Annotated in this window: 17 protein-coding genes; 12 read left to right on the top strand and 5 right to left on the bottom strand. The window is 70.6% G+C overall.

Features of this window, described 5'->3' with window-relative positions; translation table 11 throughout:
* Nucleotides 1–12 precede the first annotated feature (12 nt).
* Nucleotides 13–846: an FKBP-type peptidyl-prolyl cis-trans isomerase gene (locus ACG00X_RS19335; RefSeq protein ID WP_394490528.1), complete on the top strand. Its 834-nt coding sequence runs from the start codon at nucleotides 13–15 to the stop codon at nucleotides 844–846.
* On the opposite strand, the gene panC is transcribed toward ACG00X_RS19335, so the two are convergent.
* Together panC and panB are read right to left on the bottom strand one after the other, a co-directional pair.
* A complete protein-coding gene (gene panC, locus ACG00X_RS19330; RefSeq protein WP_394490526.1) occupies nucleotides 839–1,675 on the bottom strand; it encodes a pantoate--beta-alanine ligase in 837 nt (278 codons plus the stop codon). The genes ACG00X_RS19335 and panC overlap by 8 nt on opposite strands.
* Before the next feature lie 2 nt (nucleotides 1,676–1,677).
* Nucleotides 1,678–2,484 (bottom strand): 3-methyl-2-oxobutanoate hydroxymethyltransferase, encoded by an 807-nt coding sequence (gene panB / locus ACG00X_RS19325; protein WP_394490524.1) that lies wholly within the window; start codon nucleotides 2,482–2,484, stop codon nucleotides 1,678–1,680.
* A gap of 88 nt (nucleotides 2,485–2,572) precedes the next feature.
* Here panB and ACG00X_RS19320 point away from each other — a divergent pair, with 88 nt between their 5' ends.
* The 6 genes from ACG00X_RS19320 to ACG00X_RS19295 all read left to right on the top strand — a co-directional run bounded on the left by ACG00X_RS19320 (nucleotide 2,573) and on the right by ACG00X_RS19295 (nucleotide 7,831).
* The gene (locus tag ACG00X_RS19320) at nucleotides 2,573–3,493 is read left to right on the top strand and encodes a hydrogen peroxide-inducible genes activator (RefSeq protein ID WP_394490522.1); all 921 of its coding nucleotides are present in this window, start codon (nucleotides 2,573–2,575) and stop codon (nucleotides 3,491–3,493) included.
* A 153-nt stretch (nucleotides 3,494–3,646) separates the two neighbouring features.
* The gene (locus ACG00X_RS19315) at nucleotides 3,647–4,765 is read left to right on the top strand and encodes a trypsin-like serine protease (RefSeq protein WP_394490520.1); all 1,119 of its coding nucleotides are present in this window, start codon (nucleotides 3,647–3,649) and stop codon (nucleotides 4,763–4,765) included.
* Nucleotides 4,766–4,901: 136 nt separating this feature from the next.
* Nucleotides 4,902–5,402, top strand: coding sequence for a Dps family protein (locus tag ACG00X_RS19310; protein ID WP_394490518.1), 501 nt, complete (start codon nucleotides 4,902–4,904; stop codon nucleotides 5,400–5,402).
* A 133-nt stretch (nucleotides 5,403–5,535) separates the two neighbouring features.
* A complete protein-coding gene (locus ACG00X_RS19305; RefSeq protein ID WP_394490516.1) occupies nucleotides 5,536–6,105 on the top strand; it encodes a hypothetical protein in 570 nt (189 codons plus the stop codon).
* Entirely contained in the window at nucleotides 6,102–7,139 is a 1,038-nt protein-coding gene (locus ACG00X_RS19300) for a sensor histidine kinase (protein WP_394490514.1), read from the top strand. The genes ACG00X_RS19305 and ACG00X_RS19300 overlap by 4 nt, the downstream gene beginning before the upstream one ends.
* Nucleotides 7,136–7,831: a LytR/AlgR family response regulator transcription factor gene (locus ACG00X_RS19295; RefSeq protein ID WP_394490512.1), complete on the top strand. Its 696-nt coding sequence runs from the start codon at nucleotides 7,136–7,138 to the stop codon at nucleotides 7,829–7,831. Before ACG00X_RS19300 ends, ACG00X_RS19295 begins: the two co-directional genes overlap by 4 nt.
* A gap of 163 nt (nucleotides 7,832–7,994) precedes the next feature.
* Here the strand turns inward: ACG00X_RS19295 and ACG00X_RS19290 are convergent, their stop codons facing one another.
* Both ACG00X_RS19290 and ACG00X_RS19285 read right to left on the bottom strand, forming a co-directional pair.
* Nucleotides 7,995–8,849: a tetratricopeptide repeat protein gene (locus ACG00X_RS19290; protein WP_394490510.1), complete on the bottom strand. Its 855-nt coding sequence runs from the start codon at nucleotides 8,847–8,849 to the stop codon at nucleotides 7,995–7,997.
* Nucleotides 8,735–9,355 carry a serine hydrolase domain-containing protein gene (locus ACG00X_RS19285; RefSeq protein ID WP_394490508.1) on the bottom strand — a complete coding sequence of 207 codons (621 nt, stop codon included), beginning with the start codon at nucleotides 9,353–9,355 and terminating at the stop codon, nucleotides 8,735–8,737. The genes ACG00X_RS19290 and ACG00X_RS19285 overlap by 115 nt, the downstream gene beginning before the upstream one ends.
* Nucleotides 9,356–9,499: 144 nt before the next feature.
* On the opposite strand from ACG00X_RS19285, the gene ACG00X_RS19280 reads away from it, so the two are divergent.
* Complete coding sequence (locus tag ACG00X_RS19280) at nucleotides 9,500–11,128, top strand: peptide chain release factor 3 (protein WP_394490506.1); 1,629 nt, start codon at nucleotides 9,500–9,502, stop codon at nucleotides 11,126–11,128.
* A gap of 171 nt (nucleotides 11,129–11,299) precedes the next feature.
* On the opposite strand, the gene ACG00X_RS19275 is transcribed toward ACG00X_RS19280, so the two are convergent.
* Nucleotides 11,300–11,860, bottom strand: coding sequence for a DUF3617 domain-containing protein (locus tag ACG00X_RS19275; RefSeq protein ID WP_394490504.1), 561 nt, complete (start codon nucleotides 11,858–11,860; stop codon nucleotides 11,300–11,302).
* Nucleotides 11,861–11,978: 118 nt separating this feature from the next.
* Here ACG00X_RS19275 and ACG00X_RS19270 point away from each other — a divergent pair, with 118 nt between their 5' ends.
* The 4 genes from ACG00X_RS19270 (at nucleotide 11,979) to ACG00X_RS19255 (ending at nucleotide 20,107) form a co-directional block, all read left to right on the top strand.
* Nucleotides 11,979–12,719 carry a TFIIB-type zinc ribbon-containing protein gene (locus ACG00X_RS19270; RefSeq protein ID WP_394490502.1) on the top strand — a complete coding sequence of 247 codons (741 nt, stop codon included), beginning with the start codon at nucleotides 11,979–11,981 and terminating at the stop codon, nucleotides 12,717–12,719.
* Nucleotides 12,720–12,790: 71 nt separating this feature from the next.
* Nucleotides 12,791–13,885 (top strand): PQQ-dependent sugar dehydrogenase, encoded by a 1,095-nt coding sequence (locus tag ACG00X_RS19265; RefSeq protein ID WP_394490500.1) that lies wholly within the window; start codon nucleotides 12,791–12,793, stop codon nucleotides 13,883–13,885.
* Nucleotides 13,885–15,855 (top strand): TonB-dependent receptor family protein, encoded by a 1,971-nt coding sequence (locus ACG00X_RS19260; protein WP_394490498.1) that lies wholly within the window; start codon nucleotides 13,885–13,887, stop codon nucleotides 15,853–15,855. Before ACG00X_RS19265 ends, ACG00X_RS19260 begins: the two co-directional genes overlap by 1 nt.
* Nucleotides 15,856–15,979: 124 nt before the next feature.
* Nucleotides 15,980–20,107 (top strand): hypothetical protein, encoded by a 4,128-nt coding sequence (locus ACG00X_RS19255; RefSeq protein WP_394490496.1) that lies wholly within the window; start codon nucleotides 15,980–15,982, stop codon nucleotides 20,105–20,107.
* Nucleotides 20,108–20,117 lie beyond the last annotated feature (10 nt).

Below are 20,117 nucleotides of genomic sequence, written 5' to 3'. Positions count from 1 at the left end.
TCACACATGCCCATGCTCGCCAACCATTCTCGCCGCCAGACTCTCCAGTTCGCCGCCAGCGCGCTCATCGCCAGCCTGGGCCTCGCCGCCTGCGGCGGTGGCGGTGGCGACGCCGGCACTCCTGCGGTCAGCGACCCGCAGGGCTGGCACACGGTCACTGCGCTGAAGACGGTCGACAACGCCGTGGGCACGGGCGCCCTGGCCGATGCCGGCAAGCCGGTGACGGTCACCTACACCGGCTGGGTCTTCGACATTCGCAATGCCGACACCAAGGGCACCAAGATCGACAGCAACGTCGGCGCCACGCCGTTGCCCTTCGTCGTGGGCGCCAATGGCGTCATCAAGGGCTTCGACCAGGGCACGCAAGGCATGAAGGTGGGCGGCAAGCGCACCGTCACCATTCCGGCGAGCCTGGCCTATGGCAGCGCCGGTGCCGGCACGGCCATCCCGGCCAACGCGGCGCTGGTGTTCGACATCGAACTCGTCGCTGTCGACCCCAATGGTTGGCTGGGCGTGACGGCCTTGACCACGCAGGACACCGTCGTCGGCACCGGCGCAAGCGCCGACACCGGCAAGACCGTCACATTGAACTACACCGGCTATCTGTACGACGCCCGTGTGACCAGCACCCGCGGCACCAAGTTCGATTCCGGCACCGCCTACTCGTTCAAGCTGGGCAGTGGTTCGGTCATCGCGGGCTTCGACGCCGGCATCCTCGGCATGAAGGTGGGCGGCAAGCGCACCATCACCATGCCGGCCAGCCAGGCCTACGGCAACCTGGGTTTCCAGACCATCCCGGGCGGCGCGGCGCTGGTGTTCGACATCGAGGTGACCGCCGTCAACTGAGCTCGAGGTTGTCGATCAGCCGCGTGGTGCCCAGCCGCGCGGCGGCCAGTGCCACCAGGGGCTGGCCTTCCGCGGCGGCGCCCAGGTCGTGCTGGCGGCGCAGCGTCACATAGTCCGGCGCCCAGCCGGCGTCGCGCAGGGATTGCAGCGCGTCGGCTTCCAGCGCCGCCACGTCGCGCTCGCCGGCCTGCCAGCGCGCGATCAAGGCCTTGAGCGTGCGCGACAGGCGCAGCGCTTCCACCTTCTCGGCCTCGCTCAAGTAGCCGTTGCGCGACGACAGCGCCAAGCCTTCGTCGCTGCGGCGCGTCTCGCCGCCGTGGATGGCGATGGGCAGGGCCATCTGCGCCGTCATGCGGCGCAGCACCATGAGCTGCTGGTAGTCCTTCTTGCCGAACACGGCCAGCGTCGGCTGCACGATGTTGAACAGCTTGTGCACGACCGTGCAGACGCCCGTGAAGAAGCCAGGGCGGAAGTGGCCTTCGAGGATGTCGGCCAGCTCCGGCGGCGGGCTCACCTTGTAGCCCTGGTGCTCGGGGTAGAGCTCCTTCTCGCTCGGCGCGAAGACGATGTCGCAGCCGGCACCCGCCAGCAGCTCGCAGTCGCGGGCCAGCGTGCGGGGGTAGGTGTCGAAGTCCTCGTGCGGCGCGAACTGCAGCCGGTTGACGAAGATGCTGGCGACCACGGCGCCCGCCGGGCCCACCAGCTCGCGCGCCTGCTTCACCAGTGCCAGATGGCCGTCGTGCAGGTTGCCCATGGTGGGCACGAAGCCGCGCGCGGCATGGGCGGCCAGCGCCTGACGCAGCTCGGCGATGGTGTGGATGACTTGCATATTCAGAATCCGTGCACGGCGTTCACGGGGAAGGCCCCGGCCTTCACCTCGTCGACATAGCCCTTCACGCCCGCCAGCACGGAGTCCTTGCCGGCCATGAAGTCCTTGACGAAGCGCGGCTTGCGGCCGGGCGTGATGTTGAGCATGTCGTGCAGCACCAGCACCTGGCCCGAGCAGCCGACACCGGCGCCGATGCCGATGACGGGCACTGGGGAAGCGGCCGTGATCTCGGCGGCCAGCGCGGCCGGCACCATCTCGTACAGCAGCATGGCAGCGCCGGCCTGCACGGCCTGCTGGGACTCGCGCTTCATGCGCGCGGCACTTTCCTCGTCGCGGCCCTGCACCTTGAAGCCGCCCAGGGCGGTGACCGTCTGCGGCGTGAAGCCCAGGTGCACGCACACCGGAATGCCGCGCTCGCTCAGGAAACGCACGGTCTCGGCCGTCCAGCCGCCGCCTTCCAGCTTGACCATGTGGGCACCAGCCTTCACCAGCGCGGCGGCACTCTTCCAGGCCTCCTCCTTGCTGACGTGATAGCTGTCGAACGGCAGGTCGGCGACGACGAAGGCGTACTTCACGCCGCGACGCACGCAGGTCGTGTGGTACAGCATGTCGTCCAGGCTGACCGGTGCCGTGGAGCCGCGCCCCTGCAGCACATTGCCCAGCGAGTCGCCGATCAGCAGCATGTCCACGCCCGCCTCGTCCAGCAGGCTCGCGAAGGCCGCGTCGTAGCAAGTCAGCATCGCAATCTTCTCGCCGCTGGCATGCATCTGCGCGAGGCGCGGCAGCGTCATGGGCTTGCGATCAGTCATGGCATCCTCTCAGTGAAAACCCTGAACCACCGCCCAGGGCGGGCGCAGTGTAGCGTTCGGGGCCTTGCCCTGAAGTGCTTGCCTGACCATGACCCTGACCGAGTTGCGCTACATCGTCGCCGTTGCCCGCGAGCGCCACTTCGGCCGTGCCGCCGAAGCCTGCTTCGTGTCGCAGCCGACGCTGTCGGTCGCGATCAAGAAGCTCGAAGAAGAACTCGACGTCAAGATCTTCGAGCGTGGCGGCAGCGAGGTGTCCGTCACGCCGCTGGGCGAGGAGATCGTGCGCCAGGCGCAGTCGGTGCTGGACCAGGCCGGCGCCATCAAGGAGATCGCCAAGCGCGGCAAGGACCCGCTGGCCGGTGCGCTGCGGCTGGGCATCATCTACACGATCGGCCCCTACCTGCTGCCCGAGCTGGTGCGCCACACGATCGAGAAGTACCCGCAGATGCCGCTGATGCTGCAGGAGAACTTCACGGTGAAGCTGCTGGACATGCTGCGCACCGGCGAGCTGGACTGCGCCATCCTCGCCGACCCCTTTCCCGACGCGGGACTGGCCACCGCGCCGCTGTACGAAGAGCCGTTCATGGTGGCCCTGCCCGCCGGCCATGCGCTGGCCAGCCGCACGAGCATCAGCGCCGAGGAACTGAAGGCCGAGACCATGCTGCTGCTGGGCAACGGCCATTGCTTCCGTGACCATGTGCTGGAGGTCTGCCCCGAGTTCGCGCGCTTCTCCAGCGACGCCGAGGGCATCCGCAAGAGCTTCGAGGGCTCGTCGCTGGAGACCATCAAGCACATGGTGGCCTCCGGCATGGGCGTGACCGTGGTGCCACGCCTGTCGCTGCCGCGCGAGCCGTCACCGCATTTGAAGTTCGTGCCCTTCAGCGAGCCCATCCCCACGCGGCGCGTCGTGCTGGCCTGGCGGCGCAGCTTCACGCGCTACGAGGCCATCGCGGCCTTGCGCAACGCCATCTACGCCTGCGAGCTGGACGGCGTGAAGCGGCTGAGTTGAGGCAAACCCTCCCCCCAAAACGGGGAGGAGGTCCGCCGGCGCGCACGCCAACCGGAACGATAGTTGTAGCTTCACATTCACCTCTTTTCCCTGCTTGCTAACGCGATAACGAGCGGGCTGGCGGCAGGGAGATTCCACCCAGGGAGAATCTTTGTGAAGCAGTCTCTAGCAGCATTGGCCGTGGCTCTGCTGGCCGCCGGCAGCGCGCACGCCGACTTCAAGTCTTTGTCGGGCAGCTACAGCGGCCTGAACTGGACCGCCAACAGCACCATCGTTGGCGTCACGTCCACCGGCACCGCAGCCTCTGGCGGCGATCCGCGCTACTTCGCGCCCCGGTCTCAGTACAGCGGCGTGGCGACGATCATCACGGACTACGGTGCGGCGGGTGCCTTCATCTGCTCCGGCACCTTGCTGGCCAACCAGCGCTCCATCTTGACGGCAGCCCACTGCGTCAGTGACGGCACTGCGGCTCGCCCGCTCAGCACCTCGGTGTACTTCTACACCGGCGCCAACCCCGACAACGTGACCTGGCAAGCGCCGACGTTCAGCTACGGCGTGACCAACTACTACGTGCACTCTGACTACACCGGCCATGTCATCGACCAGAACGACATCGCCGTGTTGACGCTGGACGACTTCGTCGACTCCAGCGTCAAGGCACACGGCCTGTACGGCGGCGACGATCTGACCGGGCTGGACTACAACATCGCGGGCTATGGCGGCCGCTCGACCGGTGGCGGTGACGTCGGTGTGAACGCCGGCACCGGTCGCCTGCGCCAGGGCGACAACCGCTACGACTTCCGCCTTGGCGACACCGACTTCGGCGGCCTGTGGGATGACGTGCTCAGCGAACCCGCCAGCCAGATCGAAAACACTTACCTGGCCGACTTTGACAATGGCACGGGCGCCAACGATCTGAGCTGCAACATCGCCGTCTTCGGCTTCGGCATCGCTCCGAGCGACAAGTACTGCAACACCGGTGTCGGTGCGGACGAAGTCTCCAGCGCGGGTGGCGACTCGGGGGGGCCGGAGTTCATCGGCGACCTGGTGGCCTCGGTGACGTCCTTCGGCCTGACCTTTGGCAGCGGCTGGGGCGACGTGGACGACGCGTTGAACAACAGCTTCGGCGAGTTCAACGGTTTCGTACCGGTCAGCATCCACCGCGACTTCATCGATGCCGCCATGGCCACCGTGCCGGAGCCGGGCAGCGTTGCGCTGGCGGGCATGTGCCTCGCTGTGATGGGCATGTCGCGCCGCAAGCGCCGCGCCTGAGAACGACGCGGTTTCGAAGGCGCCTGCGGGCGCCTTTGCTTTTTCTGCACCGGGCAGTTGGTGCGGGCCGCCGCCCCGGGCGAGCGCGGGCGCGGCGCATCCGTTAGGCTTGGCCCATCCCTTACGGAGCCTCCCAATGCCCAAGAAATCCTCTGCCCGCACCACCAGCATCAGCATCGGCATCAGCGACAAGGACCGCGCCGCCATCGCCGCCGGCCTGTCCCAGCTGCTGGCCGAGACCTACACGCTGTACCTGACGACGCACAACTTCCACTGGAACGTCGTCGGCCCGATGTTCAACACGCTGCACACGATGTTCATGACGCAGTACACCGAACTGTGGAACGCCGTGGACCCGGTGGCCGAGCGCATCCGCTCGCTGGGCCATGCCGCGCCCGGCAGCTACGGCCAGTTCGCCAAGCTCAGCGGCCTGCCCGACGCGCCCGCCACGCCGCCCAAGGCGCTGGAGATGGTGCGCATCCTGAAGGAAGGCCACGAAGCCGTCGCCCGCACGGCGCGCCAGCTCTTCCCGGTCGTCGACAAGGCCGGCGACGAGCCCACCGCCGACCTGCTGACGCAACGCATCACGGTGCATGAGCAGACGGCGTGGATGCTGCGCAGCCTGCTGGAGGAGTGAACGCGCCACTGGTGTCGGCTTTTGCGCAGCTGCTGCGCGCAGCGGGCCCGTTCACCCCGTTGACCCGCAGACCAGGCCTCGAAAACCTAGTCTGCGGGCGGACCGATTCGCGTCCGTCACGGGAGATCGATTGATGAAAGCCTCCGCCATCATTGCCGCCATCGGGGTCGGCGTACTCGCCACCGCGCTGGCCAAGCCCGAGGGCCTGCCGCCGGGCTGGTTGCAGACGGGTGACGCGCAGACTTGTAAAGGCGACGTCGCTTCCGTCGCTGGCGCCCCCAGCACCCGGGTCTTCAGCCTGGACTGCCAGCCCGGCACCACCGGTTTTTCGACACTGATGCAGCAGATCGCCGGCACCGATTACGCCGGCAAGCGCGTGCGTCTGAGCGCCCAATTGCGCGCCGACCAACTCGCAGCCTGGGGCGGCCTGTGGATGCGTGCTGACGTCGGCCAGCGCGCTGCGGCGTTCGACAACATGTACAACCGGCCGCTGCGCGGCAGCTTCGGCTGGCAGCCCGCCGAGGTTGTGCTGGACATCCCGGCCGACGCCACCGCGCTCAGCTTCGGCTTCCTGCTCAACGGGGGCGGCCAGCTGCAGGCCACGGCGTTCCAGCTTGAGGTGGTGGGCAACGGCGTGGCGGTTACCGGTGAGAGTGGCGCGCCGGTGCTGCCACGCCAGCCCCGCGCCATGACGCCGCCTTGACCACCGCAGCGTCCACGTTCGGCAACGATCTGGCCCAGGCCGTCCGCGAAGAGGGGGTGGGCTGGCGCCGGCCTGCGCCCTTGCTGGCCGGGCTGGCGCTGTTCGGGCTGTCGGCTTTGTTCCTTCGCGCCCAGCCCGCCTGGGCGCTGTCGCTGGGCTTGTGGGCTGGTCACGCCGCCGCCGACGGTCTGAGTGGCCTGCTGGCACGGCGCACCGGGCCGCAGGCCCGCGCGCTGCTGCCAGCCTTGCTGCTTGCGATCCTGCTGACGGGCGCTGCGCTGGGTTGGAGCGTCGAGCAAGCTCTGCTGCACGATTCGATGGCCGCCGCAGACCGGCTTACCCGCTTCTGGCTGCATCTGAGCTTCAACGCCGCGCTGCTGGGCTTGCCGCTGCTGCAAGGCCTGCGCCGCCTGCGAGCGGTGCGCCGTGTGGAGGCGGATCGCGCCCGACTGCGCGCCGAGTTGCAGATGTTGCAGGCGCAGATCGAGCCTCATTTCCTGTTCAACACGTTGGCCACGCTACGCAGCTTCATCCGCCAGGGGTCGAACCAGTCGCTGCCGCTGCTGGATGCGATCAGCGGCCTGTTCGACGTCGCGCTGACGCGGGCCCGCCAGACCGAAACCACGCTGGGCGAGGAATGTCAGCTCGTCGAGCACTACCTGGCCATCATGGCGCTGCGTCTGGGCGGCAGGCTCCGCTATCGCATCGACGTGGAGGCGTCGCTGCAGCACCTGCCGCTGCCGCCGCTCATATTGCAGCCACTGATAGAGAACGCGATCCAGCACGGCATTGAGCCCAGCGAGGCAGGCGGCGAGGTGCTGCTTTGGGCCGCACGCGATGGTGACCGGTTGGAGCTGGGCGTGGCCAACAGCGGAGCCCCGCTGCGCCGCGATGCCGAACCGGCCGGTCACGGCATGGCGCTGGCGAACCTGCGCCAACGCCTGAAGGCGCTCTATGGCGACGGCGGACGGCTGAGCCTCGCCACCAATGCGCGCGGACTCACCGAAGCCACGCTGACTCTGCCTCTGACATGACGACTGCGCTCATCGCCGACGATGAACCCCAACTGCTCGACGAGATCCAGCAGCTGCTGGCTGACGCCTGGCCCGACCTCACCATCGTGGCCCGGGCGCGCAATGGCACCGAAGCGCGCCGCCTGCTGGACGAGTTGCGGCCCGACGTCGCCTTCCTCGACATCCGCATGCCCGGCATCGACGGCCTCACGCTGGCCGGCCTGGCTCCTCAAGGCACGCGACTGGTGTTCGTTACCGCACATGCCGAACATGCCCTGGACGCCTTCGAACACGGCGCGGTTGACTACCTGCGCAAACCACTGACGCCCGCGCGCCTGGCTGCCACCGTTCAGCGGCTGAGGCAGCAGGGTGCCGCCACGCCTGAGAAGCTGCGCTTCCTGCAGGCCTGGACCGGCAACACGATGAAGCTGATGGACGTGGAGCACATCGCCGCGCTGCGCTCGGAGCTGCGCCACACGCGCGCGCTGAGCCAGGGCGGCGAGAACCTGCTGCTGCGCACTTCGCTGGGCGAGCTGATCGAGCAACTGGACCCGCAGCTGTTCTGGCAGATCCACCGCGGCTCGGTCGTGAATGCGCGCGCGATCGAGCGCATCGAGCGCCGTGACGACGGGGAGCTTTGGGTGCATTTGCGTGGCCAGATCCACCCGCTGCCTGTCAGCCGCGCGCAGCGCGGGCGGTTCAAAGGGATGTAGCGCGCCGCTCGACGGTCCTGCTTGGGGCCGGGCAGCCATCGGCACCTCCAGCACCGGCTGGCCGTTCGCCGTTCGGTTCGCCGACACCGACTTTGACAGAGCCCATGGCCTGCCGCATCGAATGCAAGGTTTGGTGCTGCAGCACAGGCTCGGGATGCCTGCCCTAATCGCCCAGCCGCCGCAGCGCCGCCTGGGCGGAGCCCAGGTTCGGTTGCAGTGCCAGCGCCTTGCGGTAGGCCTGGCGGGCTTGCGGCTTGTCGTCACGCATGAGATACACCTCGCCCAGGCTGTCCCAGGCATTGGCTGATTCGGGATACAGCTCGGTGTTCAGGGTCATCAGCGTCACGGCCGTGGCGGTGCTGCCGCCGCGCGCCAGCCCATAGGCCTGACGGTTCAGATAGGCCTCGCTGCCGGCTTCGTCGCCGCTGTCGCGCAGCACGCGGTAGGCAGCCAGCGCGCCGGCCTGGTCGCCGGCCAACAGCCGCTCGCGCGGCGTCTGCTGATCGTCTGGCAGCCTCGGCAGCAGCTGAGGGCCGCCCTGCGCGCGCTCCATGCGCAGCTGCCAGCGCCCGTCGGCATCGGGCTCGAAGCGGCGCGCCAGCTCTTGGTCGCGTTGCAGGTAGCGCCCACCCGCCACCTGCACCAGTTCGCTGGCCGGCTCTCCCACGGCAGCGATGAACAAGCGTTGCCCCTGGCGTGTGACCACCACGGCCTGCTCGGCGTTGACGCGGTAGCGGCCCGGCGCCTTGTCCAGCGCCTCGGCGCTGGCCGGTAGCGGCGTGAGGGTCTTGAACCCCGGCCAGCCGTATTCGTGGGCCACGGCGCGGCGCAGTTCGTCCATCAGCGCGGGCTGGTTGGCATTGATCAGGATGGCGGCGCCCTGGCCGCTGTTCTGGCTGGCCATCAGGCTGGCGCAGAAGCCCTCGTTCCAGCCACCGTGCGCGAAGTACGGCTCGCCCCCGACCGTCGGCAGGCCGAAGCCCAGGCCGTAGTCGCCGCCGACTCGGCCGGTGAGCATGCATAGCCCATGAAGCCGTGCACCGTCAGCCCGCCGGTATGGCTGAGCAGGTGGTCCAGCGTCACCGGCGTCTCGCGGGTGAACTCGTTCTCGGGAATGCGCCAGGATTTGAGCTGCTCGTTGACGGGGCGCTGCAGCGACAGCTTGCCCGCCTGCACCAGCGTCATCGCGCCGAAGGCGGTCACCGCCTTGCTGATGGAGGCGGCCTGGAACAAGGTGTCCGGCTTGACGGGCACACCGCGCTCGCGGTCGGCCAGGCCGTAGACACGCGTCCAGGCCAGGCCGTTGTGGTCGATGACGGTGATGGTGAGGCCAGGCACGCCGTAGTGCTTCATGCGGTCCTGCAGCGTCCAGGTGGCGTCGCCGACGAAGCTGACCGGCGGCCGCAGCCCGGCCAGCACGCGGGCGATGCGGGCTTCGGTGGCGTCGGGGGTGGCCGCCGTGGCGGCGGTGGCAGTGGCGGCGCACAGGGCCAGCATCAGCGGGCGGAGCAGGGGGCTTTTCATGGCGGGCGGAATCGGGCTGTCGATGAGAGGTTCAGCCTAATGGGGCAACCCGTGGACGCTCCAGCTTCACGAGACGGATTGCGGTTGCCGAGGGCCCAGATGCACCCAGGCCCGATAATTCGCAGTTCGCTCCGAGCCCACACCATGTCCGCCGATCTGCCGTCCCGCATCGAAACCGAAGTCCGCCGCCGCCGCACCTTCGCCATCATCAGCCACCCCGACGCCGGCAAGACCACGCTGACGGAAAAGCTGCTGCTGTTCTCGGGCGCGATCCAGATCGCCGGCTCGGTGAAGGCGCGCAAGGCGACGCGGCATGCGACCTCGGACTGGATGGAGATCGAAAAGCAGCGCGGCATCTCGGTCGCATCCAGCGTGATGCAGATGGAGTACCGCGACTGCGTCATCAACCTGCTGGACACGCCGGGCCACCAGGACTTCTCGGAAGACACCTACCGCGTGCTGACCGCCGTGGACGCGGCGCTGATGGTCATCGACGCGGCCAACGGCGTGGAGCCGCAGACGCGCCGCCTGCTGCAGGTCTGCCGTGCGCGCAACACGCCCATCCTGACCTTCGTCAACAAGATGGACCGCGAGGTGAAGGACCCGCTGGCGCTGATGGACGAGATCGAGCAGGAGCTGGGCATGACGGTCGTGCCCTTTACCTGGCCGGTCGGCATGGGCAAGCAGTTCCACGGCGTGATGGATCTGCGCCAGCAGCGCATGCGCGTGTTCGCACCCGGCGAGGACCGCGTGGCCGGCACCGAGGAAGTGCTGGAGGGCCTGGACAACCCGGTGTATGCCGAGCGCTTCGGCATGCAATACGACAACGCGCAGGGCGAGATCGAGCTGGTGCGCGAGGCCGCGCCCGCGTTCTCGCACGACGACTTCCTGTCGGGCAAGCAGACGCCGATGTTCTTCGGTTCGGCCGTCAACAACTTCGGCGTGCAGGAGGTGCTGGACTCGCTCGTCGAGCTGGCGCCCGCGCCCGATGCGCGCGACGCCATGCAGCGCACCGTGCAGCCGGAGGAGCCCAAGTTCACCGGCGTGGTCTTCAAGATCCAGGCCAACATGGACCCGGCGCACCGCGACCGCATCGCCTTCGTGCGCGTGGCCTCGGGCCGCTTCGAGCGCGGCATGAACCTCAAGGTGGTGCGCTCGGGCAAGACGCTGCGCCCCAACAGCGTCGTGACCTTCATGAGCCAGAAGCGCGAGCTGCTGGACGAGGCTTTCGCTGGCGACATCATCGGCATTCCCAACCACGGCGTGCTGCAGCTGGGCGACACCATCACCGAAGGCGAGGCGCTGCAGTACACGGGCCTGCCATTCTTCGCGCCGGAAATGTTCCGCGCCGTGGAGGTGGCCGACCCCCTGAAGACCAAGCAGCTCAAGGCTGGCCTGCAGCAGCTGGGCGAGGAAGGGGCCATCCAGGTGTTCCGCCCCATCGCCGGCAGCGTGCTGCTGCTCGGCGCCGTGGGCCAGCTGCAGTTCGAAGTGGTGGCGCACCGCCTGGAGCACGAGTACGGCTGCAAGGCGCGCATCATGCCCAGCCGCTTCCAGGTGGCGCGCTGGGTGACCTGCGACGACGCGGCGGAGCTCAAGCGCTTCATCGACGCCAACGACCACCGCATGGCCTACGACGCCGTGGACGCGCCGACCGTGCTGGTCGAGTACGCCCCCGAGCTGCGCGCCATCGAGGCCAACTGGCCCAAGATCAAGTTCCACGCGCTGCGCGAGCACGCGGGCCTCGTGTTCCAGCAGCGGCTGGACGGCTGAGGAACAACGCCCCTCGCCCAGCCGTGCGCCGCTGTGCGCGGGCACGCCTGATCGGTCCCCCGAGGGGACGGCGATGCAAGCGGCATGGAGCCGCTTGCACATCGCCACAGGCGGTCCGGCTTGGGAGCGGCCCGGCGCTCGGCCCGCAAGCCCATCCGCGGGACGCAGTGCTCAGCAGTCGCCGCCCAGCCAACGCCCTGTCGACAGCATGCGCTGGTCCACGGCCACACCGCCGTGAGCCTCGCCGGTGCGGCCGTCCACGGCGTTGCCGCGGCCGTTGAGCTCCAGCCGATAACTCGTCGGCCCGTAGGTGGCGCTGAACTTGCCTTGGGTGAGCCCGCCGCCGCTGGTGCGGCAGGTGTAGCTGCCATTGGCGGCGCTGCCGTCGAGCTGGCTCGTCTCGGCCTCGCAGCGCCAGGGGCTGCCCGTGTCGCGGAGCACCGTTTCCAGGTAGCGCGGCAGGTCGATGCGCGCCTGCTCGGGCGTGAGGCACGACGACTTTTCCGCCGCCTGGCGCCGATCGAGCTCGCGCTTCTGTGCCTCGGTCAGCTGGCCGCGCACCTGCGTGCGCAACGCGGTCAGGCCTGGCTTGAGCGACTGGCCGTTGATCCAGATCTCGGTGTCTTGCGACCACCGGCCCGGCTGCAGTTCGAGGACAGGCGCGGCCCCGGCGGCGGTTGCCAGCAGCAGAGCGGCGAGGGCACAGGGCCGGGAAGCGGGGAGACGAGGCATGAGGGAAGGTCGCACCTGGCGACGCGGGTTCAACACGCCACGATTGCAGCAGGCCGCCGCGCCGCGCGACATCCCCTGGTGACAAGGCGATACACCCGCTGCCCACTACGATGCCGCCATGTCCATCACATCGTCCCGCTCCAGGCCCTGCCCGTCCTGCAAAACCGCGCTGCAAGTGCACACGCTGCCGGCGCTGTACGGCGGCCAGGTCGAGATCGACTTCTGCTTCAGCTGCCAGGGCATCTGGTTCGACCAGATGGAGAACATGAAGCTGTCGCCCGAAGCCGTGGGCACCGTCTTCAAGGCGCTGCACGAGCACCGTGACACGCCCCGCACGCCGCTGGCCAGCCGCCTGTCCTGCCCCGAATGCCGTGGCACGCTGGTGCAGGGGTTCGACATCGTGCGCAGCGGCCGCTACATCACGCACCGTTGCGCCAACCGGCACGGGCGTTTCAGCGGTTTCTCGTCGTTCATGATCGAGAAGGGCTTTGTGCGGCAGCTCACCAAGACGGAGATCGCCGACATCGCGCGCAAGGTGGGCAGCATCCACTGCAGCGCCTGTGGTGCGCCCATCGACCTGCGCAAGGAAGACGCCTGCTCACACTGCCGCACCGCGCTGTCGCTGCTGGACCCGCAGGCCGTCGAGAAGGCCTTGCAGGCCTATGCCCAGGCGCCGTCGCGGCAGAACTGGGGCAGCCCGCCGGACGTGGCCGAGGCCCTCGTGGCGCTGGAGAAGGAACGCTCGCAGCAGCGCCGCGAGCAAACGACGGCGACGCTGGCCGCGCCGGGCGCCGGCCTGCTGGGCGTGGACTTGCTGTCCGTGGGCCTGAGGTTGCTGGGCACCCTGTTGACCCGCTGAAATCCTGCCGCCGCGTCTGGATGGGGTGCGGCTGCGATGATGCAGCCCCCTCCAGCCTCCGGCCGCTCCCCATGAACAAGCGTCTGCTTCCTCTCGCATTGGCCCTTGCGGGCGCCCTGGCCCACGCCGCCCCCGCGCTCGAAACCGTCGTCGAAGGCCTCAAGACGCCCTGGGCCGTGGCCTTCCTGCCCGGCGGCGAGTTCCTCATCACCGAGCGCGACGGCACGATGCGAACGGCGAAAGCCGGTGGCAAGCCCAGCGCGCCCATCCAGGGCGTACCGGCCGTCGTTGCCGAGGGCCAGGGCGGCCTGCTGGACCTGCAGCTGGACAGCGACTTCGCCCGTAACCGCACGCTGTACTTCTGCTTCGCCGAGCCCGGTGCCGAGAAGGGCACCAACAGCACGGCGCTGGCCCGCGCCAAGCTCAGCGGCGACAACAAGCGGCTGACCGACGTGAAGGTCATCTTCAGCCAGCAGCCCAAGGTGGACAGCAAGCTGCACTTCGGCTGCCGCATCGCCGAGGCGCCCGACGGGAAGCTCTTCCTGAGCCTGGGCGAGCGCTACAAGGGCATGCAGAGCGCGCAGACGCTGGACAACCACCTCGGCAAGGTCGTGCGCATCAACAAGGACGGCAGCGTGCCGGCCGACAACCCCTTCGTGAAGACGCCGGGCGCGCTGCCCGAGATCTGGACGCTGGGCCATCGCAATTCACAGGGCCTGACGATCGACGACAAGGGCCGGCCGTGGGAGCTGGAACACGGCCCGCAAGGCGGTGACGAGCTCAACCTCATCGCGCCCAAGCTGAACTACGGCTGGCCCGTCATCACCTACGGCGAGAACTACGGCGGCGGCAAGATCGGTGACGGCCTCGTCGCCAAGGCGGGCATGGAGCAACCCGTCGTCAAGTGGGTACCGTCCATCGCGCCGTCGGGCCTGGTCAAGCTCAAGAGCGCGCAGTACGGCCCGGCCTGGCAGGGCAGCTTCTTCACCGGCTCGTTGAAGTTCGGCTATCTGGAGCGCGTCAAGCTGGCCGCCGACGACCGGCTGGCCGAGCAGGAGAAGCTGTTCGAAGGCGCTGGCCGCATGCGCGATGTGCGCGAGGGGCCGGATGGGCTGCTGTACCTGGTGCTGGAGACGCACGGCCGGCTGGTGCGCGTGAAGCCCTGATGCTGTTTCTCGCCTGCGCGGCGCTGGCGGGTGCACCGGCGCAGCTGGACACGGTCGTCCTGAATGGCCGCGCCAGCGCGCCGACGCTTGCCGTCGAGCACATCACGGCCGAAACGCTGGCCCGCGACGCCGACGCGCAAGACCCCGCCCAGGCACTGGCCCGCACGCTGGCCCGCGTGCCGGGGCTGTACGCCGCCAATCGCGGCAATGACGCGCAAGACCTGCAACTGTCCAGCCGCGGCTACGGCGCGCGCGCCAGCTTCGGCGTGCGCGGCCTGCGGCTCATGGCCGACGGCATCCCCGCCAGCACGCCCGACGGCCAGGGCCAGCTGGGCCACTGGCTGATCGCGGATGCCGCGTCGCTGGAGGTGTTGCGCGGCCCGTTCTCGGCGCTGTACGGCAGCGCCAGCGGCGGCGTCATCGCGCTGCAGAGCCGCTGGCCCGCCCAGGACCGCACGCAGATGGGCCTCGCGCTGGGCGCCTTCGGCCTGCGCCAGGCCAGCGTGAGCGTCGACCGGCTGCCCGCCGTCGACCAGGCCTTCAACCTCGCCGCACAAGTCACCCACCGCGACGGCTGGCGCGCCCACAGCGAGAGCGAACGCCGCCTGGCCCAGGCGCGCTGGCAGCTGCGCACACCGGGGCAGCAGCTGATGCTCGTCGCGCAACTGCAAAGCCAGCCGGCGCAGGACCCGCTGGGCCTGACCGCCGAGCAGTTCGCGGCCGACCCGCGCCAGACAGCACCACAGGCCGAGGCCTTCGACACCCGCAAGACCGCCGGGCAGCAGCAGCTGGGCCTGCGCTGGCAGCGCGACCTTGGCGACCACGCCCGCGCGCAGGTCGCCGGCTGGTGGGGCCACCGCGCGGTGGACCAGTGGCAGGCCATCCCGCTGGCCGTGCAGAACACGCCCAGCCATCCGGGCGGCGTCATCGCGCTGCGCCGGGGTTTCGGGGGCCTGGATGCGCGCCTGATCTGGGCGCTCGGCACCGAGCACGAGCTGACCGCCGGCTGGGCCGTCGAGACCCAGCGCGACGAGCGCCGTGGTTACCTGAACCAGGCCGGCCAGACCGGCGCCCTCAAGCGCGACGAGACCAACCGCGCCACCAGCAGCGAGCCCTATGTGCAGTGGCGCTGGACGCCGGCCCCCGCGTGGGAGCTGCTGGCCGGCCTGCGCGCCAGCACGCTGCGCTTTGACAGCGCCGATCGCTACCTCGCCAACGGCGATGACAGTGGGGCGCGGCGTTTCAGCGGCGTGCAGCCGGTGCTCGGGCTGGCATGGCGACCGGCGGCGGGCCAGGTGCTGCGCCTGGCTGGCGGCCGCGCAGCCGAGTCGCCCACGCTGACCGAGCTCGCCTACCGCGCCACGGGTAACGGCTTCAACAACGAGCTGCGCGCGCAGCGCAGCCGGCAGGTCGAACTGGGCTGGGAAGCGCGTGACGGCGAACGCCGCGTTGCGCTGACCGCCTTCCACGCCGAGACGCGCGACGAGATCAGCGTGCTTTCCAGCAGCGGCGGCCGCAGCGTCTACACCAATGCCGCGCAGACCCGCCGCAGCGGCCTCGAAGCCGCTGCCGGCTTGCCGCTGGCGCCAGCCTGGCGGCTGGACCTCGCGGCCACCCGCCTGCAGACCCGCGTCACCAGCACCGGCCAACCGTTGCCCGGCGTGCCGGCCGCATTCGCCACCGCTGAGTTGCGCTGGCAGCGCGGCGTGCTGGACGCGGCGCTGAACGTGCAGGCACGCGCCCGCCTGCCGGCCGACGACGCCGGCACCGCGTCTGCCGCGGGTGGCGCGCTGTGGAGCTTCCATGTAGGCGGCCCGCTGACCACCGACTTGCGCTGGCGCCTGCGCGCCGACAACCTGCTCGACCGCGCCACGGCGGCCAGCGTCATCGTCAACGAGGCCAACAAGCGCTTCTTCGAGCCGGCGGCACCGCGCGGCTGGAGCGTGGCGCTGAACTGGCAACCGCGCTGAACCTCGGTTGAAGCCGGCTCGGGGTGGCCGGGCGGCGGGGTCTCGGCCCAACAGCTTGTTGTGTTGGAATCCGCAGCCATGTCGGCCGGCACCAGGCGGCCGCTTGCAGGCCCAGGGAGGTTTGATGAAACGATGGATTGCTCCGTTGCTGTGGCTCGTCCACGTCGCCGCGCATGCCGCGCCGCTGACGCCCGCCGAGCTGCCCGCCGCGTTGCGGGACTGGCTGCCGTGGGCCCAGCAGGGCCAGCCGCCGCTGGGTTGCCCGGCCGTTGCCGAGGGTGAGGCCGCGCCGTGCGTGTGGCCCGGCCGGCTGCAGCTGAGTGCCGGTGCGCGCGAGGCGACGTTCAAGCTGGAGGTGCAGGTGTTCGGCGCACCCGCCGCCGTCGCGCTGCCGGGTGAGGCCGGTGCATGGCCGCAGGACGTGAAGGCCGGCGGGCGGGCGCTGCCCGTCACGGCGGCCGATGATCGCCCCGCCGTGTGGCTGGCGCCGGGCGCACATGTCGTGGAAGGCCGCATCACCTGGGGCGCTCAGATGCCGCAGAACCTGGCCGTGCCGCCGGGCCTGGGCGCCATCGTCGTGACCAGCGACGGCGCCACGCAGGCCCGCGCGCCCGATGGCGAGGGGCGGCTGTGGCTGCGCGCCGTCATCAACGCCGAGGCTGCCAGCGACAGCGTGACCGTGCAGACGGTGCGCCTGATCGACGACGACCTGCCGCTGACCGTCACCACCGCCTTCGAGCTGCGCGTGGCCGGCCGCGCCCGTGCCGTGGAGCTGCCGCTGGCGCTGCTGCCCGGGCTGCGCGCGGTGCAGCTGGACAGCCCGCTGCCGGCGCGCCTGGCCGAAGACGGCCGCCTGGTCGTGCAGGCGCGGCCGGGCAACTGGCACATCGAGCTGCGTGCGCGGCTGGGCGCGCCGGTGCAGGCCTTGACGCTGCCGCAAGGCGCGCCGGACGAAGAAGTCTGGGCCGTCAAGGCCCAGCCCGCGCTGCGGCAGATCCGCCCCGAAGGCCCGGCCAGCGTGGACCCGCGCCAGGTCGAGATGCCCGAGGCCTGGCGGGCGCTGCCGGCCTTCCGCCTGAAACCTGGCGAGACCTTGAAGCTGACCGAACTGCAGCGCGGCAACGCCAAGCCGGCACCGGATGCGCTGACGCTGCGCCGCGCGCTGTGGCTGGACTTCGACGGCCAGGGTTTCACCGCCAGCGACCGCTTCGCCGGCACGCTGTCCTCGAGCGCGCGCCTGACCATGGCGGCGCCGGGCCAGCTGGGCCGTGCGGCGCTGGCGGGGGAAGACCAGCCCATCACCCGCCTCACGTCCGACGGGCCCGCGGGCTTCGAGGTGCGCCGCAGCGCCGCCCGCGTGGAAGCCGACAGCCGCTGGCCACGCGGCGGTGCGCTGCCGGCCAGCGGCTGGGCGGCCGACGTCAACCAGCTAGACGTCACCCTGCAGCTGCCGCCGGGCTGGCGCCTGCTGCACGCGCAAGGCCCCAGCCGCGCCGACGGCGCCTGGGTGTCGATGTGGACGCTGTGGGACTTCTTCTTCGTGCTGCTGGCCGCGCTGGCGGCCTACCGGCTGCTGGGCTGGCGCAGCGGGCTGCTGCTGGGTGGGGCGTTGGCACTGACCTGGCACACGCCGGGCAGCCCGCCGGCCGTGCTGTGGTTCGGCCTGCTGGCGTTGACGGCGCTGGCGCGCGTGCTGCCGGCGGGGCGTGCGCAGCGCACCATGGCCCATAGCCGACTGGCCGTGGCGGCCTTGCTGGCGCTGGTGCTGCTGCTGTTCGCGGTGAACGAGATCCGGCTGGCGATCTACCCGAGCCTGGAACGTGGACGCTCGATGGCGCCGCTGGCGGGGAACCTGGTCGAGGAAGACGTGCCTGCGGCGCCGGCGGCGGCACCGGCGTTGTCTGAAAGCGTGGCGCAGGAGGTCGATGTTTCGCGCCAAAGATATGCGTCGAAGTCACCGCCACCTGCCAAGATGGCGTCGCCCTACGGCAGCGACCTGGCCCGTGTCGACCCCGCCGCCCGCGTGCAGACCGGCCCCGGCCTGCCGACCTGGACCTGGCGCGCCCACCGGTTGTCATGGAGCGGCCCAGTCACACCGGAGCAGACGCTGAACCTCTGGCTGCTGCCGCCCTGGGCCACCGCGCTGCTCAAGCTCATCGGCCTGGCATTGCTGGGGCTGGCGCTGGCCGCAACCGCCGGGTGGACGCTCCCGCGCCTGCCGCGCCGGGCCACCAACACCGCCACGGCTGCGGCCGCGCTGCTGCTGGGGGTGGGCCTGGCGCTGTCGCCTTCGCCCAGTGACGCCGCGCCGCCCAAGCAGGCGGCCGACGTCGCCGTGCCGGCCAGTGCCGGCCTCGCCTGGCCCAGCGACGAGCAGCTGCAGGCGCTGCGCGGCAAGCTGGCCGCGCCGCCCGACTGCCAGCCCCACTGCGCGGACCTCGCCCGCCTGCTCGTCAGCGCGCAGGGCGCCAGCGTGCAGCTGCGTGCCGAGATCCATGCGCAGGCGCTCGTGGCCGTGCCGCTGCCAGGGCAGGGCACCGGCTGGCTGCCCGGCAGCGTGACGCTGGACGGCCAGCCCGCCGCCACGCGGCGCGATGACGAGGGCCGGCTGTGGGCCGCCGTGCCGGCTGGTGTGCATCAGGTCGTGCTGACGGCCGATGTGGGCCAGGCCAGCGGGCTGGACATCGCACTGCCACTGCCGCCGCGCACGCTGCAGTCCGACCTGAAGGGCTGGACGCTGGCGGGCCTGGACCCGCGCGGCCAGAGCACCGGGGCGATCACGCTGAGCCGCGACGCCGCCGGGGGCAGCGCGCGTGCCGAGGAAGCCGGCACGCAGCGCGACGCGCTCGCGCCGCTGGTGCGTGTGGACCGCCGCCTGGCGCTGGGCCTGCGCTGGCAGGTGGTGACGCGCATCGAGCGCATCGCCCCCAGCCGCGCACCGCTGCGCGTGCGCTGGGCGCTGCTGCCGGGCGAGGCCGTCGGCGACGCCGGCGTCACGGTGGCTGACGAAGGCGGCGTGAAGGTCGCGAGCTTGCAGCTGGGCGGCGATGACGCCGTCGAGGTGGCCAGCAACCTGCCGCCCGCCGATGCGCTGACGTTGGTGGCCGGCAAGGAGCCCAACCAGGTGGAGCGCTGGACGCTGGCGGCGTCGCCGCAGTGGCATGTGGAGGCTGCGGGCCTGGCCGCGACGGCGCTGCGCCAGGGCGACGAGTGGCTGCCCGAGTGGCGCCCCTGGCCCGGCGAGACGCTCAAACTGGCCGTCAGCAAGCCGGCGGGTGTCGGTGGGCAGACGCTGACGCTGGACAGCGTCACGACGACGCTGGAGCCGGGCGACCGCAGCACCAACGCCCAGCTGTCGATGACGCTGCGCGCCAGCCTCGGTGGCCCGCATGCCCTCAAGCTGCCGGCCGGCGCCGAGCTGCTGGGCGTGCAGATCAACGGCGAAGCGCTGGCACTGCAGCTGCGAGACGGCCAGCTCAGCCTGCCGCTGACGCCCGGCGAGCAGCGCGTCGACATCCGTTGGCGCGCGCCCGAAGGCATGGGGGCGCTGTGGCGCCACGCCGGGCTGGCACTGGGCCTGCCGGGCGTCAACGACCAGCTGCAACTGCAGGTGCCGCAGGACCGCATCGTGCTGGCCGTCGGCGGCCCGCTGATCGGCCCGGCGGTGCTGATCTGGGGCGCGCTCGTCGTGGTGCTGGTGCTGGCAGCGCTGGTGCCGCGTGGGCTGCCGGGGCTCATGGGCCGGCCGGCCTGGCTCGTCCTCGCGCTGGGCGTGGCGCCCGTGTCGCTGTGGAGCCTGGGCCTGCTGGCCGCGTGGTTCGGCCTGCTGGAAGCACGGCGCCGCTGGGCGGCAACGCCCGGCCCGCGCTGGTTGCGCATCGCCGTGCAGGTCGGCCTGGTGATGTGGACGCTGGTGGCCATCGGCGCCCTGCTGGATGTGCTGCGCGTCGGGTTGCTGGGCTACCCCAACCTGCTCGTCGCCGGGCCGGGCTCCAGCAGCCATCTGTTGAGCTGGGTGAGCGATCGCTTCGCCGAACACACCGCCAGCGCCTGGGTGGTCAGCGCGCCGGTGTGGCTGTACCGCGCGCTGATGCTGGCCTGGGCGCTGTGGCTGGCCACTTCGCTGCTGAAGTGGGTGGCCTGGGCCTGGCGCTGCTTCTGCGAGGGCGGCGCGTGGCCGGCGAAGGCAGCGGCGCCGAACGCGACAGTGGCCTCAGCGCAGGAACCAGCGCAGGGGCCCACGGAGCCGTGACAGCGCTACA

Source organism: Pelomonas nitida, assembly GCF_043555975.1.
GTDB lineage: Bacteria > Pseudomonadota > Gammaproteobacteria > Burkholderiales > Burkholderiaceae_C > Pelomonas > Pelomonas nitida.
Note: the sequence above shows the minus strand (reverse complement) of the source record. Positions and strands in the feature narration are given on the sequence as shown.

Bases quoted from the DNA above. Each gene is read 5' to 3' on its own strand.
- ACG00X_RS19265 (WP_394490500.1), top strand. From the start codon at position 12,791: ATGAACAAGCGTCTGCTTCCTCTCGCATTGGCCCTTGCGGGCGCCCTG.
- ACG00X_RS19310 (WP_394490518.1), top strand. From the start codon at position 4,902: ATGCCCAAGAAATCCTCTGCCCGCACCACCAGCATCAGCATCGGCATC.
- ACG00X_RS19280 (WP_394490506.1), top strand. From the start codon at position 9,500: ATGTCCGCCGATCTGCCGTCCCGCATCGAAACCGAAGTCCGCCGCCGC.
- ACG00X_RS19270 (WP_394490502.1), top strand. From the start codon at position 11,979: ATGTCCATCACATCGTCCCGCTCCAGGCCCTGCCCGTCCTGCAAAACC.
- ACG00X_RS19275 (WP_394490504.1), bottom strand. From the start codon at position 11,860: ATGCCTCGTCTCCCCGCTTCCCGGCCCTGTGCCCTCGCCGCTCTGCTG.
- panB (WP_394490524.1), bottom strand. From the start codon at position 2,484: ATGACTGATCGCAAGCCCATGACGCTGCCGCGCCTCGCGCAGATGCAT.
- ACG00X_RS19320 (WP_394490522.1), top strand. From the start codon at position 2,573: ATGACCCTGACCGAGTTGCGCTACATCGTCGCCGTTGCCCGCGAGCGC.
- ACG00X_RS19305 (WP_394490516.1), top strand. From the start codon at position 5,536: ATGAAAGCCTCCGCCATCATTGCCGCCATCGGGGTCGGCGTACTCGCC.
- ACG00X_RS19255 (WP_394490496.1), top strand. From the start codon at position 15,980: ATGAAACGATGGATTGCTCCGTTGCTGTGGCTCGTCCACGTCGCCGCG.
- ACG00X_RS19335 (WP_394490528.1), top strand. From the start codon at position 13: ATGCTCGCCAACCATTCTCGCCGCCAGACTCTCCAGTTCGCCGCCAGC.
- ACG00X_RS19290 (WP_394490510.1), bottom strand. From the start codon at position 8,849: ATGCTCACCGGCCGAGTCGGCGGCGACTACGGCCTGGGCTTCGGCCTG.
- ACG00X_RS19260 (WP_394490498.1), top strand. From the start codon at position 13,885: ATGCTGTTTCTCGCCTGCGCGGCGCTGGCGGGTGCACCGGCGCAGCTG.
- ACG00X_RS19295 (WP_394490512.1), top strand. From the start codon at position 7,136: ATGACGACTGCGCTCATCGCCGACGATGAACCCCAACTGCTCGACGAG.
- ACG00X_RS19285 (WP_394490508.1), bottom strand. From the start codon at position 9,355: ATGAAAAGCCCCCTGCTCCGCCCGCTGATGCTGGCCCTGTGCGCCGCC.
- panC (WP_394490526.1), bottom strand. From the start codon at position 1,675: ATGCAAGTCATCCACACCATCGCCGAGCTGCGTCAGGCGCTGGCCGCC.